Here is a 16,149-nt window from a genome sequence, read left to right on the forward strand (position 1 = left end):
TATATAAAGTGAATGTTTATATTTCGATACAAGTTGTAACACTGGTTAATTCCTATATTAACAGTGGCTTAATTAATTTTGTATCAAACAACTTGTGCGTAGAATGGTTTTTATTTGATTTATATTTATGATGACTAGTGAAAATAATAATAATAACAAATTACTAGGTGAGACTTGATGGCATTACTTCAGTATCAAATAGGGCCGTGTACGTTAGATTGCAGCATAATGACCTTAAGCTGTGGTGATAAGACAATTAAGTTGTCGGCTAAAGTGTTTGAGTTGCTGAAACTGTTTATTGATAGTCCAGATCATATTGTTTCTCGCCAAACAGCAATTGATACCATCTGGGATGGTAACCAAGCTGTTGGTGAAAAAGGTTTCACTAATTCAGTATGGCTAATACGAAAATCCTTTAAAGATTTACATATTGAAGCTGATTTACTGCTGACATTACCAAAACTTGGTTACCAATTAGTGTTACCGATTTCATTAATTTCTTCAGCTAATGAGGAGACGAGTCTTTCAGATATCACTCACAAAAAGGCAGGCCGTAAACATACCGTGTTGGCAGTTTTTGTGCTCGCATTTGTGATACTACTCAGTTATTCCGCTTATCAATTTATCAAATCTTTTACAGAGCCTGAAGCCGCAGCCGCTTTGGCGTCACCAATAAAAAGTAAAGTGACCAATTTTGAAGGGGTTGAAGAGCATATTGCCGTGTCCAATGATGGCAAATACCTTGCGATGCAATGGCGTAATGGTCAGCAACCGGGCAAAATTTATATTAAAGAGCTTAATAACAATGACTCGCCACTGAAATTAATTTCGTTTGTCGATAGTGAAGAAGCTTCTCCCGCTTGGTCGCCGTCCGATCAAAAACTGGCTTACGTGCGAGTTTTAGCTAGTGGTGTTTGCCAAGTAAGAGTAAGGCATTTACAGCAAAATACCGATGATCTTGTGACTGAGGGCTGCTTTTATTTGCCATTTAAACGAGTACTGAGCTGGTCAAAAAATGATGAAGATACACTTATTTTTGCGAAGCAATTAACTGATAGAGTGGCTTTGTTTTCATATTCGATGTCGACAAAGCAAAGTACACAATTAACCAAGCCCGGTAAAAACGAGGTAGACTTTTCGCCTCATCAATTGACCAATAATGATGAAATTGCGTTTATCAGAGAAAAAAGTTCATCACTTCAAATGAGCCTGCTATTAAAACGTGGTGAAAGTGATGTTGTTGATTTAATAGCGAATAGTGTCAGTATTATTGACTATGACTTTAGTTATCAAAATGACAGCTTTTATGTGAATCATATTGAAGGATCAAATTTAGTGATCTCTAAAATTGATCTGTTAGGTAATGTTCAGCATACCATTCCATTTACTGGCTTAATCAGTAGCGTCACTTATTCCGATGTGACCGAGACGCTATTTATTAGCGAGCACATTTCAAAAGAGTATATTGCACAACTGAGCTATCAAAACCAAAAAGTACTGCGAAAAATCTCCTCATCTTCACGAGACATGTATGCCCGTTATTCAAAAAAGACTGGTGATATTTTATTTTTGTCAAATCGTTCAAAATTGTGGTCCACCTGGAAAAATAACCAAGTCACTAGTAAAAACCTGACTAAAAGCATGGGGAATGCAGGGGTCGTGGGGGTATCGCCTACCAGTGAGATGTTTGCCGTCACCATCAACCGTAATGATAAACAAACCTTATATTTAGGTAATATTCAGTCGGAACTATTTGAAAGAGTTGATATTGGCGATCTTGCAGCCGAAAACATCAGTTGGTCTAAAGATGGCAAGGCTATCTATTTTAAAGGCACTGAAAATGAGAGTAGTGGCATTTATCGTTATTCACTTGATGATAAATTACAGCCAATTAAGTTTGGCCAAGGGAATTATGCTGTTGAAGGTGAGTCCCCAGATATACTGTATATGTCGAAGTTTAATTTAAATGGTATTTGGCGTTTTGATGCCAATACTAATGAAGTTAGCCAGATTACCGATCGTTTAGCTAAATATGATTTTGGCTCATTTTACTATGAAGATGGCTTTGTATATTTCGTCGAACGCACAGTAAAACAAGACCTGATCCAACGAATCAATGCTGCTGGCGAGATACAAACTGTGATGTCATTTCCAGCGAATACAGTGCGCAAGTTTTTTGGTTTATCAAGCGCTGATGAACAGTCTTTATTGTTAACATTAAAGGTTGCTAACGAGGCCGATGTTGTTGGTTATCGCCTCTAACTAGTGTTGTTAGTATTATGTTTTTCGTAGTTAAATGCCTGTATTTAAATAAAAAAGATAATTAAAAGATATAAGCTAGACAAGCGCAGATATAAATATGAGTATTAAATGAATCTGAAGTTGTTGTGACAATGTTTCTTGCGCGTTATTAATTGGTTAGAGCCTGAAAAAGGCCGAATAACAAAAAATAACGTGAAGGAATGGAAATGAAATTTAATAAATGCACGCTCGCATTATGCGTCTCAACCGCCATTCTGTCGGGTGCTCTACATGCGAATGCTCAGACCGAATCAGTATCAGCATATGGTAGCGCTCAGCAGCAAGAACGCGCGACCTATACTCTATATTTAACAAATGCCGCAGCTATCGAGCGCCAAGGTGATAAACGCGATTACACGCAACGCCTTGCTGAAGTTAGCAAATTACAAGATCAAGTATTCAACCAAATTAAAGCCATTGATCCGCAGGCAATATTAACAGCGCGTTCAGGGTTAGTTGCGAATATAATCAATGTTGAACTGCAAAGCGGCTCAGTTGCTCAAGTTAAGGCGCTTGATGCAGTGCAACGTATTTTCAGTGCCAGCAATACTAGCAGCGTTAAGCAAACTGAAGCGACTCAGTCTGTTCAGCAAAATGCTACAGTAATGGCTGAGGAAGATGTGACCTTACTTTCTCCATATACTGGCAATGAATCGGCTGGTGCTGGTGTTAGCGTTGCAATCATTTCTACCGGTATTGATTACACTTTACCAATATTTGGTGGTTCAGGTGTTTATGGCGAAAATAATGACCCTGAAACGCCTCCACCGGCTGGCAGTTATTTAGAAGCCTTAGAAAATGGCGCTATTAAATATAGCGGCTTCCCTACAGCGGTAGTTGCAGGTGGTTGGGATTTTTCAAGCGAAAACTACGGTAATGACGCTAACCCAATTGATCAAAATCTTAGCTATGTGGATTGGAATGGTTGGGAATATCCAACAGGTATGGGCACAGAGCTTGCGAGTATCGTGCATCAACTTGCACCTGGTGCATCACTTCATGCTTATAAAGTCTATAACGTATCGGGCGCAAGTTGGGACCCTACTTATATTACGGCGTCAGGACCTTCATTAGATAAACTTGTTCAAGCCTTTGAGCATGCTCTTGACCCTAACCAAGATGGTGATATTAGTGACCGTATCGATATTGCATTACTAGAGGCTTCTGGCGCGGGTGCATTTTTTGATATCGATGGTAATGCCTCGGTAAGCTTACTGCAATTGATGATTGAACGTGTATCAGCTCAAGGTATGACTGTCGTCACTCATGCTGGAGATTTAGCTGAGTACTCACTTTATGGTGACGCTGAAGCTAAACACCGTAACTGGATTTCAGCTGAAGGTAGTGCGACTTCGGCAATTACTGTTGGTGCAGTAAACTATGCTGACGATGGTGAAACACTTGTTGTACCTGAATGGGCTGCAATGGGCCCAGTGCGTGGCTCACAAACGTTAAAGCCTGAAATTGTCACTTTCACTGACAATCAGCCAGTGGTGCATATTTCCAATGCAGATGAAACTGCCGCTAAGTACGGTATGCGCTCTGGCTCTATGGCAGGTGCTGCAAGAATTGCTGCCGCTGCTGCGGTGATTAAAAGTCAGTTCCCAGGTTTTGGTCCTGCTGAAATTAAAGCTGTTTTAGCTAACACTGCTAATATCGATAGTATTTTAGAAAGTGATGAAATTACCCCTGCTGAAATCTATTCTATTGGTCATGGTGTTGAAGATTTAGATGCTGCAATCAGCTCGCCTTTAGTGGCTTGGGAAAGCGCTTCAAATCAACCTTACGTTCAATTTGGTATGCATGAAATTGCAGATACTAAAACAGTTCATAAGAATATCACTGTTCGCAATGTCTCAGATACCGCTCAGACCTACAGCTTATCGTTTAAAATGGTCGGTGATAAAGCTGCCCATGAAGCATTAACACTTAACTTGCCTGAATCAGTGAATATCCCTGCTAATTCAAGTGTGGTTATTCCTGTGTCTATGATAGTTGATGCTAATAAACTGCCACAATGGCCGTTGATGAGCACTGCGGATCATACTGACGCTAACTTAAAAGCAACTGAGCTAAATGGTTACATTAGCTTAATGTCTGAAGGTAAGCCTGAGCTTAACCTTGGTTGGATGGTAAAAGCGCGTCACAGCACCTCGATTACTAAACGCCCAAACGCGATTGAGTTTCCGACTTATCTAGGTTGGAACCCAGACACTTTCCAAACAGAATGGAATCACTTAGCTTGGGGGCGTGAATTATACCCTGATGATGAGTTTGGTAATGGCAGTTATCAAAGTTATGTGGCTTCATTCATTAATGATTCTAAGACTGAAACAACCTTTCAAGCTTATCCGTTAATTTTACAAAACCGTACCGTTAGACCTGATTTAGAAAATGTCAAAGGTCATAAAATTAAAGCTGTCGGTGGCGCTATTTTTGATGATGCCATGTGTACAGTTTCAGGTAAGAAGCTAAATATTGCCGTAAGCTTATTCGACCGCGCAGATGTGGCACTGGCTAACTTTCAAGAACGCGGCCCACAGCTATTTGCTTACGACCTATTTTTTGAATCTGTTGTTTTAGAAAATGGTTGGAATGAGAGTTTTTCAGATGGCACGATTTGGGATGAAGCGCAGCAGGTCAATCAACCACGTATTGCGTTAAATGCCAAAGGTCAACCAGCGACATATGTAATTGATTACAGCGTTGCTTATGACTACACCAACCCAAATGGTCGTATGAAAGAATCTACCCTACCAACGTATTTTACCAATAATGGCAAAAATATCGTTTCTCAGGTTTGTCTTGAAGACCTATATCACCACGAGCTTGATAGCGTAGAAGATTTTGACCAAAACTTTGGTTTCCATATTCAAACCGACCGCCACACAGGTAAAGAACAATACGAACCTATTGCACAATTTAACCCGATTAAAGGTGGTAATTATGCTGTTGAAGAGTCTTGTTACTTTGATTGGTTTACCGGCATGGATGTGTGTACCGATATAGCAAATGACCGCTCTGTTCATGTTGGTTTTGCGGCAATGGGTCAAGATGCTGAAGTTGGCGAGCTAGCGTTTTCACCAACCTATACCGCTCAACCAGGTGAAGAGGTTTATATCGCTTCAGTGGGCGCATCTGATTTAGGTGGTATCGGCCAGATCCCTGCACCGAAAGATTTCATGGTTGTTAGTGTAAACGATGACTTTATGCAAATTGGCTATAACGCAATGGTAGATGATGATGGTTCTATTGTTGCAAGAGCACAGGCTAACCAAGTCTTTAGCGTTGCAGAAGGCGCTGAAATGAATACTGTTTTAGGAAAGATTGAGCTGGATACTCAGGGCTTCTTTACTTACGGTTCAACAGACTTTGAGCCGCTTGAATTGCATATCGTTAATTCAGTTACAGGTACGCCTTTTGCGATTGACCAAGAAACTCATGAGTTATACGTGGTTAATCCATCAGCGCTTGATTTTGAGAATAACCAAGAATTTGAACTTAAAATCCTTGCTCAAAAAGGCAACACAGTTGGTGAAACCGAAAGCATTAAGGTGATGGTCACGGACGTGAATGATATTGCGCCAGTAGTTGATGAAGACGTTGCCGCTGCTATGCCGACTCCTCAATTGACCTTCAAAAAAGGCGATTCAGCAAGCTTTACCATGGATATCGATGGACTGTTTATGGATGTCGAAGGTAACAGCTTAAGCTACACAGTTGAAGGTTCAGGCTTTACTGCACTGGCTATCGCTGGCACTCAAATCACGGGTGAACTTGATAGTGAAGGTAGTCATCAACTAACTGTTACGGCTTCTGACGGTGTGAATGAAGTGAGCCATACGTTAACTGTAGAGTCAACGTATGAAAAAGACAGTGGTGGTAGCTTAGGTATGTTATCTCTGCTGTTCGCAGGTCTTATCGCACTGCGTCGTCGTTTCTAACTGGCTAAACACTTGCTTGTTTAACCCTGGTAGGGAAAGCCGAATTCGGCTTTCCCTTTATAAAAAGAATAATAGGTTATCAAATGAAATTAAGTAGTAGATATTTGGTTCTTAGTGCTGTGAGTTCAGTATTGGCATTTTCTAGTCATGCTGATTCAGGCAAACCGCTTAACAGCATCAATCCTGGCCAAGAAAAAATAAAACTAGAACGTGCCGGAAAAATGCGTACTGACGGACTGTACTTTGTCCGTTTAAAAGATAGCGCGCTAGCAAGTTACGATGGCTCGGTTACAGGCTATGCCGCAACCAGCATCAAAAGTAATCAAAGTAACAAAACTACAGCGGGCGTATTAAATCTTAAATCTCAAGCCAGTGTGAGCTATAAACGCTACCTTGAGTCAAAGCAGACACAAATTACCCAAAGGTTAAGCGGTAAACTTAACCGTACTTTAAAGCCAACACAACAGTATCAAGTCGTTGCTAATGCATTTGCACTGCAGCTTGATGCCAGTGAAGTTAAAACCATCCAAAAAGATCAAGATGTATACAGTGTTGAACCTGTCGGTATGCATTATATTCAGACTTCTACAGGACCTGAATTTATCGGAGCCAAAAAAGTTTGGCAAGGTGTCAATGATATCCCTGGTACCAAAGGTGAAGGGATTATTGTCGGTATTATGGATACCGGCATTAACGCTACGCATCCCTCATTCAAAGACGTGGGCGATGATGGCCATGTATTTGTTAATCCAAATGGCGAAAATCAATACTTTGGCGATTGTCAGCAATACCCTAAATTTTGTAACAACAAACTGATTGGTATTGTGAGCTACCCTGAACTTATCGACTATCGTGCCTCAACGGCCGATAATCTGGAAGACCCATCATATGATGACTTAGCTGATAAAGCTAAAGTGGGTTATGACTTCCACGGACATGGCTCACATGTGGCATCTACGGCAGCAGGTAACGTCGTTAAAAACGTTAATTATTACCTTCAAGTGGAAGAAGAAGATGGCAATATCATTGCCGAAAAAAGTGCCTTTGAGTTTCCTGCGATTAGTGGCGTGGCCCCCCATGCCAATATCGTCTCTTACCAAGTGTGTGACGATGTAGGCTCTTGTTACCCTGAATTTACGATTCAAGCTCTTGAGCATGCCATTGAAAATGGCGTGCAAGTACTTAACTATTCAGTTGGCGGTTCTGCAACTGACCCGTGGGATTCTGTAAGCGCTGAGGCATTCTTAAATGCTCGTGAAGCTGGTATTCATGTGGCAACAGCAGCTGGTAACGCAGGACCTACAGCGAGCACAATTGGCTCTCCTGGTAATGCGCCTTGGGTAACAACCGTAGCAGCTTATAGCCATAACCTTAGTTTTGACGAGAAAGGTTTGACTGATTTCACCTCTGTTGGTGGCACTTCTCTGGCTGATTTATCGGGCCGTGGTGTTACCAAAGGCTTTACCGGTAAGGTGGTTCAGGCTAAAGATTATGATGAAGCCAATGCTATGTGTACTGAGCCTTTTGAAGCAGACACATTTACTAGCGATCAAATTGTTGTCTGTGAACGTGGCCTTAACGCTCGTGTACGTAAAGGTATTATTGTCAGAGACGCCGGTGCGGGTGGCATGATTTTGATTAACCTGGAAGGTGGTGCAGATACGGTAAATGATGATAACCACGTACTTCCAGCTATTCATTTAAATGATGTTGACGGCCAATTATTGACTGACTGGTTAGCAACTGGGACTGATCACCAAGCAGCAATAGCTGCCAGTGTAACCAGCACTGATGATAGTTTGGGTGATATTGCCGGCGCATTTACTTCTCGCGGACCAAACCTGCCATATCCGAATATTTTTGCTCCTGATATTGCTGGACCGGGTGTGGATATCTATGCTGCAAATGCAGAGGACAGAGTATTTGAAGGTGAGATTGGCCATATTCCTTATGTGTCATTCTCTGGGACATCCATGGCAAGCCCGCATGTTGCTGGCGCACTTGCCTTGATCAAATCAGCTTATCCTCTATGGACGCCTGCGCAAGCGCAAATGGCTATTATGTCTACAGCTTATCAGGTGACTTACCAAGATGATGACTATGACGGTGTTAAACAGCGCTCTGATTTCTTCACTCAAGGTGCCGGTAGTATCCGTATTAATGATGCCCTAAAAGCGGGTTTATTAATGGATATCACTAAAGAAGAATATCTTGCCGCTAACCCATCGGATGACGGTAACCCAGGTGATTTGAATACAAGCTCGATGGTTAACAATGAGTGTATTTCAAATTGTACTTGGACACGTAAAGTCACAGCGACGAAAAGCAGTAACTGGACAGTGGATTATGAGTACTTAAATGATGGCTTTACTTTTGAAGTGTCACCTTCATCTTTTGCACTTAACGCTGGTGAGTCTCAAGTATTGACGATCAAGGCTATCGCTAATGCAGAGTTAGTTGATGAATGGGTGCATGGCTACATTAATCTAAAGAATTCAGCTGATGACATGAGTGATACTCACTTACAGGCCACTATTGGCTTTAAAGCGGGGCAAATCGTAGATAGCGTTTCAGCTAAGTTAAACAACCTAGATAATACAATCGAGATCAATGACATCGTTACATCTGGTAGTAATGATCTGCAAGTTAACGGCTTTGGTTTATTTAAATCACAAAGTTTTAGCGGCACAGCGATTGGTGCATCTAATGATGTTGAGCGTAACAGCCCTGCATACAATCAAGAGGTGTTATTTACCACAACGACAGTTGTTAAACCCTATACCAAACGTTTAGTGGTTGAAATCACAGATACAACTTCACCTGACATGGACTTATATGTGGGTATTGATGAGAACAATGATGGTAAAGCGGATGCAAGCGAACTGTATTACTCATTAGTGTGTATCAGTGGTGAAATTGACTCTAACGAACAGTGTATTATTCCAACACCTACCACAGGTAATTACTGGATACTTGCGCATAACTATGAAGGCACAGTCGCTGATGAGCCTGATGACGTTACAGTGCGAGTGACTCATGTTAATTATTCTTCTCAAGCCAGTTTCGACATTGATGCGCCAAGTACTGTTGCCCAAGACGAAGAGTTTGATGTCAGCATGACAGTTAATGGCTATCTTGATGACAGTCAAACCTTAACTCCGCTAGAAGAAGGTGAGGTTTACTACGGCTTACTAGAACTGGGGACAACGTCAAATTTAGTGCGTAACATTGGTGGCACACTGATTAAAGTTGAAGGTTTGGCTCCAGTTGAAGTACCTGTTAATACCGCTCCAACAGTCGTTAAGCCACTTAGCGATGTTGAAACTGAGCTTACTGACTCAGGCAGTGTTGCATTTAGTGTTGATTTAACCGATGTGTTTGCTGATGCCGAAAATGACGCTCTGACTTATAGCGTGTCAGGCTTAGATACATTAAGCATTGATGGCATGAGCTTATCTGGCAGCTTGACTGAAGCGGGAACATTTGAAATTAAAGTGACAGCAACGGATGGTGAGTTATCAGCATTTAGCATGTTCACACTCACGGTTGCCGCAGCGCCAGAGGTTATACCTCCGGTAATCGAAGAACCAACTAAAAGCAGTGGTGGTGCTTTGGGTTTGGGTTGGATGATGTTGCTGATGATGGCATGTATTCGCCAGCGTAAACGTGTTCAGAAATAGCTTAAAAACTAACTGTAAACTCGCTGTTAATATCAGCCCGATGAATTATCAAGTCATATAATTAATCGGGTTTGTGGCAGTACTTCTTATTGTTTAATTACCTTTATAAGGCCAACAAGGATGTTGGCCTTTTTTTCCTTCCCGTTATCATTTCAGCTATTGCCTCCCCAACGCATCCAAAGTTCAACTTTTACAAAATGTTAATTATTGGTGTAAATGTGATTTAAATGTTACCGATAACATGGTATAAATCGAGCCATTAATAATATCGTCAGGTGTAAGCAGTATTGCTCGGGATAAAAAATTGCTACTTATATTTAATTATAATTTGCGTCCCATCGCTGAGTAGGGGAAAATATGTCCCCACAATTGCCCGCTAGACCTCATCATCAACAAGCAGGAGAGAGCATGTCATCTCGTAAAGAACTCGCCAACGCAATCCGTGCGTTAAGTATGGATGCCGTTCAAAAAGCAAATTCTGGACACCCAGGCGCACCAATGGGTATGGCAGATATTGCTGAAGTGTTATGGAATGATTTTTTAAAGCATAACCCAACCAATCCTAACTGGGCCGATCGCGACCGTTTCATCTTATCAAATGGTCATGGTTCAATGCTTATCTACTCTTTACTGCATTTATCGGGTTACGAACTTCCGATTGAAGAACTAAAACAGTTCCGTCAGCTGCATTCTAAAACACCGGGTCATCCAGAGTTTGGTTACACACCGGGTGTTGAAACCACAACCGGTCCTTTAGGCGCTGGTATCAGTAACGCTGTCGGTATGGCGATTGCTGAAAAAACCTTAGCAGCACAATTTAACCGTCCAGGTCACGACATTGTTGATCACAACACTTATTGTTTCTTAGGCGATGGCTGTTTAATGGAAGGTATCTCCCATGAAGCATGTTCATTAGCGGGAACGTTAGGTCTTGGTAAGCTAGTTGCATTCTGGGATGACAACGGTATTTCTATCGATGGTCACGTAGAAGGCTGGTTCACTGACGATACCCCTAAGCGTTTTGAGTCATACGGCTGGCATGTTATTGCGGGTGTTGATGGTCACGACAGTGATGCTATTCGCGCAGCAATCGCAGAAGCTAAATCAGTAACAGACAAGCCAACAATGATTTGTTGTAAAACTGTCATTGGTTTTGGTTCGCCAAACAAGTCTGGTAGCCATGATTGTCACGGCGCACCACTGGGTGATGCTGAGATCGCTGCAGCACGTGAATTCCTTGGTTGGCCACATGCGCCATTTGAAATTCCTGCTGATGTTTATCAAGGTTGGGATGCTAAAGAAGTTGGTGTTGCTAATGAAAAAGCATGGGATGACAAATTTGCAGCATATAAAGCAGCAGAGCCAACGCTTGCCGCTGAATTTGAGCGCCGAGTATTAAATGGTGACTTACCTGCAGATTTCGAAGCTAAAGCACAAGCATTTATCCAAGAATCTCAAGATAAAGCTGAAGGCATTGCTAGTCGTAAAGCATCGCAAAATTCAATTGGTTTCTTCGGTGAAATGCTCCCTGAGTTATTAGGTGGTAGTGCTGACTTAGCGGGTTCAAACTTAACCCTTTGGTCTGGTTCAAAAGGTATTCAAGACGATCCTGCTGGTAACTACATTTACTACGGTGTACGTGAATTTGGTATGAGTGGCATCATGAATGGTGCATCATTACATGGCGGCTTTATCAATTATGGTGCAACTTTCATGATGTTCATGGAATATGCACGTAATGCGGTACGTATGTCAGCACTGATGGGCATTCAAAATATCTTTGTTTACACCCATGATTCAATTGGCCAAGGTGAAGATGGTCCTACTCACCAACCTGTTGAGCAATTAGCTAACTTACGCATGACGCCAAACATGACGGTATGGCGTCCATGTGATGCTGCTGAAACAGCAGTATCTTGGAAATCTGCGATTGAAACTCGCAAGTCGCCAACCTCATTAATCTTTAGCCGCCAAGGCCTAAAAGCCCAGGCTCGAACAGCTGAGCAGTTAGCCAATGTTGCTAAAGGTGGTTACGTACTGTCTGATTGTGAAGGTACTGCTGACGTTATCTTGATTGCCACAGGTAGTGAAGTACAACTTGCCATGGACTCTGCTGCTGTATTGACTGAAAAAGGTCAAAAGGTTCGCGTTGTGTCTATGCCATCTACGAATGTATTTGATAAGCAAGATGCTGCGTATAAAGAGTCTGTATTACCTTCATCAGTACTTAAGCGTGTTGCGATTGAAGCAGCTCACGTTGATTTCTGGCATAAGTATGTTGGTTTCAATGGCGCAGTGGTTGGTATGTCGACCTTTGGTGAATCAGCGCCAGGTGGCGACTTACTTAAACACTTCGGCTTTACTGTTGAGAATGTCGTTAATACGGTTAACTCATTAGGTTAATCCCTAAGCGACTCAATTAAAGGGTAAACTTTTAGCCTTTTAATCTGTATAATGGCGGCCTGCAATCACTTGCAGGCCGTTTTTTTTCTAAATTCTGCTGAGTACTGTTAAGAGGAAGCTTAACCCTCAATGATCCGAGTTGCTATCAATGGTTATGGCCGAATAGGCCGTTCAATCTTACGTGCCTTATACGAATCGGGTAAACGTCAACAGATCCAAATTGTTGCCATTAACGAGCTTGCTAAACCTGCTGCTATCAGTCATTTAACTCAATATGACACCACCCATGGCCGCTTTCAAAACAGCGTTAAATTGCATGAAGACCAATTACATATTGGTGATGATGTCATCCAATTATTTCACCAAGCTGACGCCAGTAAATTACCTTGGGCCGAATTAGACATCGATATAGTGTATGAGTGCAGTGGCAGCTTAATTGAAAGGCAAGCCTGTGAAGCCCACATCTATGCAGGGGCCAAACAAGTGTTAATAAGTCACCCATCTTCTGCAGATGTTGATGGCACTATCGTATTTGGGGTTAATGACCACTTACTTCAGCCGCATCATACTGTGGTGTCAAATGCATCTTGCACCACCAATTGCATCGTGCCAATCATCGATGTACTGGATAAGCACTTTGAAGTAAAAAGCGGCGCAATTACAACAATTCATTCAGCGATGAACGATCAGCAAGTGATTGATGCCTACCATGATGATTTACGTAGAACCCGCGCAGCAGGTCAGTCAATTATACCGGTTGATACTAAACTTGCCCGTGGCATCGAGCGGATTTTACCGCACATGAAAGACAAGTTTGAAGCGATCTCAGTGCGTGTTCCAACCATCAATGTGACCGCAATCGACTTATCAGTCACCGTTGATAAACTGGTTGATATTGCCAGTGTAAATCATGTGCTAGAGCATGCCGCCAGCGGTCGTTTTAATGCTATTTTGGGTTATACTGATGAACCATTAGTATCGTGTGATTTTAACCACGATCCCCGTTCCAGTATCGTCGATGGTACCCAAACACGCGTCAGCGCAGGGCATTTAGTGAAGCTATTACTGTGGTGTGACAATGAATGGGGCTTTGCTAATCGAATGCTTGATACCAGTTTAGCGATGATTTGCGCTAAAAATAACGGTAATTAATTTATATTAATTGAGCGCTTTATCTTATGAGGTAAAGCGCTCAATTGTAACAGCAGCTTTGTTTTTAAATTAAAAGGAAATATCTCCATGGCTATTATCAATATGAGTGAGTTGGATTTGACCAATAAGCGTGTGCTTATTCGTGAAGATCTTAACGTGCCAGTCAGTGACGGTGTTGTGACCAGTGATGCACGTTTACGCGCTGCTTTACCGACAATTAAGCTTGCGCTAGAAAAAGGCGCCGCAGTGATGGTGATGTCTCACCTTGGGCGCCCAACAGAAGGCGAATTCAACGCTGAATTTTCTATGCAACCAGTGGTTAACTACTTACAAGCGGCATTAGACTGCCCAGTGACTTTAGCTGCTGATTACCTTGATGGTGTTGCTGCGAACATTGGCGAAGTGGTTGTGTTTGAGAACGTGCGCTTTAATATCGGCGAAAAGAAAAACGATGAAGCCTTAGCTAAAAAACTAGCCGCATTATGTGATGTATACGTAATGGACGCCTTCGGCACCGCTCATCGCGCACAAGCATCAACCCATGGCGTTGGTCTACATGCACCTATCGCATGTGCTGGCCCGCTACTTGCAGGTGAACTAGCTGCATTAGGTAAAGCACTTGATAATCCAGCTCGTCCAATGGTGGCCATTGTGGGTGGCTCAAAAGTATCAACTAAGCTAACGGTACTTGAAAGCTTATCAACTAAAGTTGATCAGTTAGTTGTAGGCGGTGGTATTGCTAATACTTTCGTTGCGGCAGCAGGCCATCAAGTGGGTAAATCACTCTTTGAAGCTGACTTAGTTGATGAGGCTAAGCGTTTAGTGGCCAATGCACAAAGCCGTGGCGGCGATATCCCTGTCCCTACAGATGTTGTTGTTGCCAGTGAGTTTAGCCCGACTGCAGCGGCAACCTTAAAGTCAGTGGCGGATGTTGCTGACACAGATATGATTTTTGATATCGGCCCCGATAGCGCTGAAGCATTAGCAAAAATCATTGAAGCTGCAGGCACTGTAGTATGGAATGGCCCAGTGGGCGTATTTGAATTTGATCAGTTTGGCGCAGGGACTAAGCGTATCGCTCAAGCGATTGCCGATTCAAGTGCATTTTCAATTGCGGGTGGTGGTGATACTTTAGCGGCAGTGGATAAATACGATATAGCAGACAAAGTCTCTTATATCTCAACAGGTGGCGGCGCGTTCTTGGAATTCCTTGAAGGTAAAGAGTTACCAGCCGTTGCTATGCTCGAACAACGCGGCAAATAATAAGCACTAATAGCTTAAGCGGCGAATTTAATCGCGATTATCAGAGTTATCTCGGCACAACTGAGTCAAGATGAGTCGTGGTTTATCGCGAATAACGAGTAAAAATTGTAGTACGAAACCGATAATAATTAGAAAAAAACCGCTCTTATACTTGCTAGTTTACTGTTTGAGTGCTTGCTGACATAAGTTAACAAGCACTTTTACATCGGATATTAGCAAGATGTAAGGGTATAAAAATCAATCCAAGCGATAGCGACCTAGGTGAGTAATCACCCTATTTTTGGAGTAAAAAATGGCCTTAATATCTCTACGACAAATGCTAGATCATGCTGCAGAACACGGTTACGGTGTTCCAGCATTTAACGTAAATAACTTAGAACAAATGCGTGCAATTATGCAAGCAGCTGAAGCGACTGACAGCCCTGTTATCGTGCAAGCATCAGCGGGTGCGCGTAAATATGCTCGTCCACAGTTCCTTAAGTATTTGATGGCTGCCGCACTTGAGCAGTATCCAGATATTCCAGTATGTATTCACCAAGACCATGGTACTGATCCTGATATTTGTCAGCGTTCAATCCAGTTAGGTATGTCATCAGTGATGATGGACGGCTCTTTGATGGCAGATGGTAAAACACCAGCGTCATACGATTACAACGTTGATGTTACTCGTCGTACGGTTGCTTTTGCACATGCTTGTGGTGTGTCAGTTGAAGGCGAAATCGGTTGTTTAGGCAGTTTAGAAACTGGCGAAGCAGGCGAAGAAGATGGTATCGGTGCTGCGGGTATCCTAACGATGGATCAAATGCTAACTACGCCTGAAGAAGCGGCGCGTTTTGTATCTGACACTCATGTAGATGCTTTAGCTATTGCGATTGGTACTAGCCATGGTGCTTATAAGTTCAGCCAACGTCCAACGGGTGATGTGCTGCGTATTGACCGTATTAAAGAGATCCACGCCCGTATTCCTAACACGCACTTAGTCATGCATGGTTCATCTTCAGTACCACAAGAGTGGCTGCAGATCATTAACCAGTACGGCGGTGAAATCCCAGAAACTTACGGCGTGCCTTTAGAGGAAATCGTTGAAGGGATTAAGCATGGTGTTCGTAAAGTGAATATCGATACCGATTTACGTTTAGCATCAACAGGTGCTGTACGTAAATTCTTAGCTGAAAACCCAGCTGAATTTGATCCACGTAAATTCTTAAAAGCGTCAATGGAAGCAATGGCTGACATTTGTACCACACGTTATGAAGCGTTTGGCTGTGCTGGCATGGGTTCTAAAATTAAGCCTAAGTCACTACAAGCAATGTACAAAGCGTATCAATCTGGTGAGTTAGATCCGCAAATTAACTAACTTACTCAATAGTGCATACAAGATGTTCAATGGTTTTTTACTGCTGCTT

Annotated in this window: 7 protein-coding genes; all 7 read left to right on the top strand. The window is 42.3% G+C overall.

Translation table 11 applies throughout. The annotated features are described in order from the left end of the window. Positions 1-177 precede the first annotated feature (177 nt). Complete coding sequence (locus tag BCU91_RS16490; protein WP_102476928.1) at positions 178-2,262, top strand: winged helix-turn-helix domain-containing protein; 2,085 nt, start codon at positions 178-180, stop codon at positions 2,260-2,262. A 206-nt stretch (positions 2,263-2,468) separates the two neighbouring features. Next, complete coding sequence (locus BCU91_RS16495; RefSeq protein ID WP_157936298.1) at positions 2,469-6,245, top strand: S8 family serine peptidase; 3,777 nt, start codon at positions 2,469-2,471, stop codon at positions 6,243-6,245. 83 nt (positions 6,246-6,328) lie between these two features. After that, on the top strand, positions 6,329-9,925 hold the full coding sequence (locus BCU91_RS20705) for a S8 family serine peptidase (protein ID WP_102531935.1): 3,597 nt from the start codon (positions 6,329-6,331) through the stop codon (positions 9,923-9,925). Positions 9,926-10,333: 408 nt separating this feature from the next. Continuing rightward, entirely contained in the window at positions 10,334-12,328 is a 1,995-nt protein-coding gene (gene tkt / locus BCU91_RS16505; RefSeq protein ID WP_102439703.1) for a transketolase, read from the top strand. Positions 12,329-12,457: 129 nt separating this feature from the next. Next, entirely contained in the window at positions 12,458-13,480 is a 1,023-nt protein-coding gene (gene epd, locus BCU91_RS16510) for an erythrose-4-phosphate dehydrogenase (RefSeq protein ID WP_102439702.1), read from the top strand. 87 nt (positions 13,481-13,567) lie between these two features. Beyond that, positions 13,568-14,743: a phosphoglycerate kinase gene (locus BCU91_RS16515; protein WP_102476933.1), complete on the top strand. Its 1,176-nt coding sequence runs from the start codon at positions 13,568-13,570 to the stop codon at positions 14,741-14,743. Positions 14,744-15,035: 292 nt separating this feature from the next. Beyond that, positions 15,036-16,100, top strand: coding sequence for a class II fructose-bisphosphate aldolase (fba, locus tag BCU91_RS16520; RefSeq protein WP_102531936.1), 1,065 nt, complete (start codon positions 15,036-15,038; stop codon positions 16,098-16,100). Positions 16,101-16,149: the final 49 nt, after the last annotated feature.

This window comes from Shewanella sp. 10N.286.52.B9 (assembly GCF_002873635.1).
Taxonomy (GTDB): domain Bacteria; phylum Pseudomonadota; class Gammaproteobacteria; order Enterobacterales; family Shewanellaceae; genus Shewanella.

Bases quoted from the DNA above. Each gene is read 5' to 3' on its own strand.
- BCU91_RS16495 (WP_157936298.1), top strand. From the start codon at position 2,469: ATGAAATTTAATAAATGCACGCTCGCATTATGCGTCTCAACCGCCATT.
- tkt (WP_102439703.1), top strand. From the start codon at position 10,334: ATGTCATCTCGTAAAGAACTCGCCAACGCAATCCGTGCGTTAAGTATG.
- fba (WP_102531936.1), top strand. From the start codon at position 15,036: ATGGCCTTAATATCTCTACGACAAATGCTAGATCATGCTGCAGAACAC.
- epd (WP_102439702.1), top strand. From the start codon at position 12,458: ATGATCCGAGTTGCTATCAATGGTTATGGCCGAATAGGCCGTTCAATC.
- BCU91_RS16515 (WP_102476933.1), top strand. From the start codon at position 13,568: ATGGCTATTATCAATATGAGTGAGTTGGATTTGACCAATAAGCGTGTG.
- BCU91_RS16490 (WP_102476928.1), top strand. From the start codon at position 178: ATGGCATTACTTCAGTATCAAATAGGGCCGTGTACGTTAGATTGCAGC.
- BCU91_RS20705 (WP_102531935.1), top strand. From the start codon at position 6,329: ATGAAATTAAGTAGTAGATATTTGGTTCTTAGTGCTGTGAGTTCAGTA.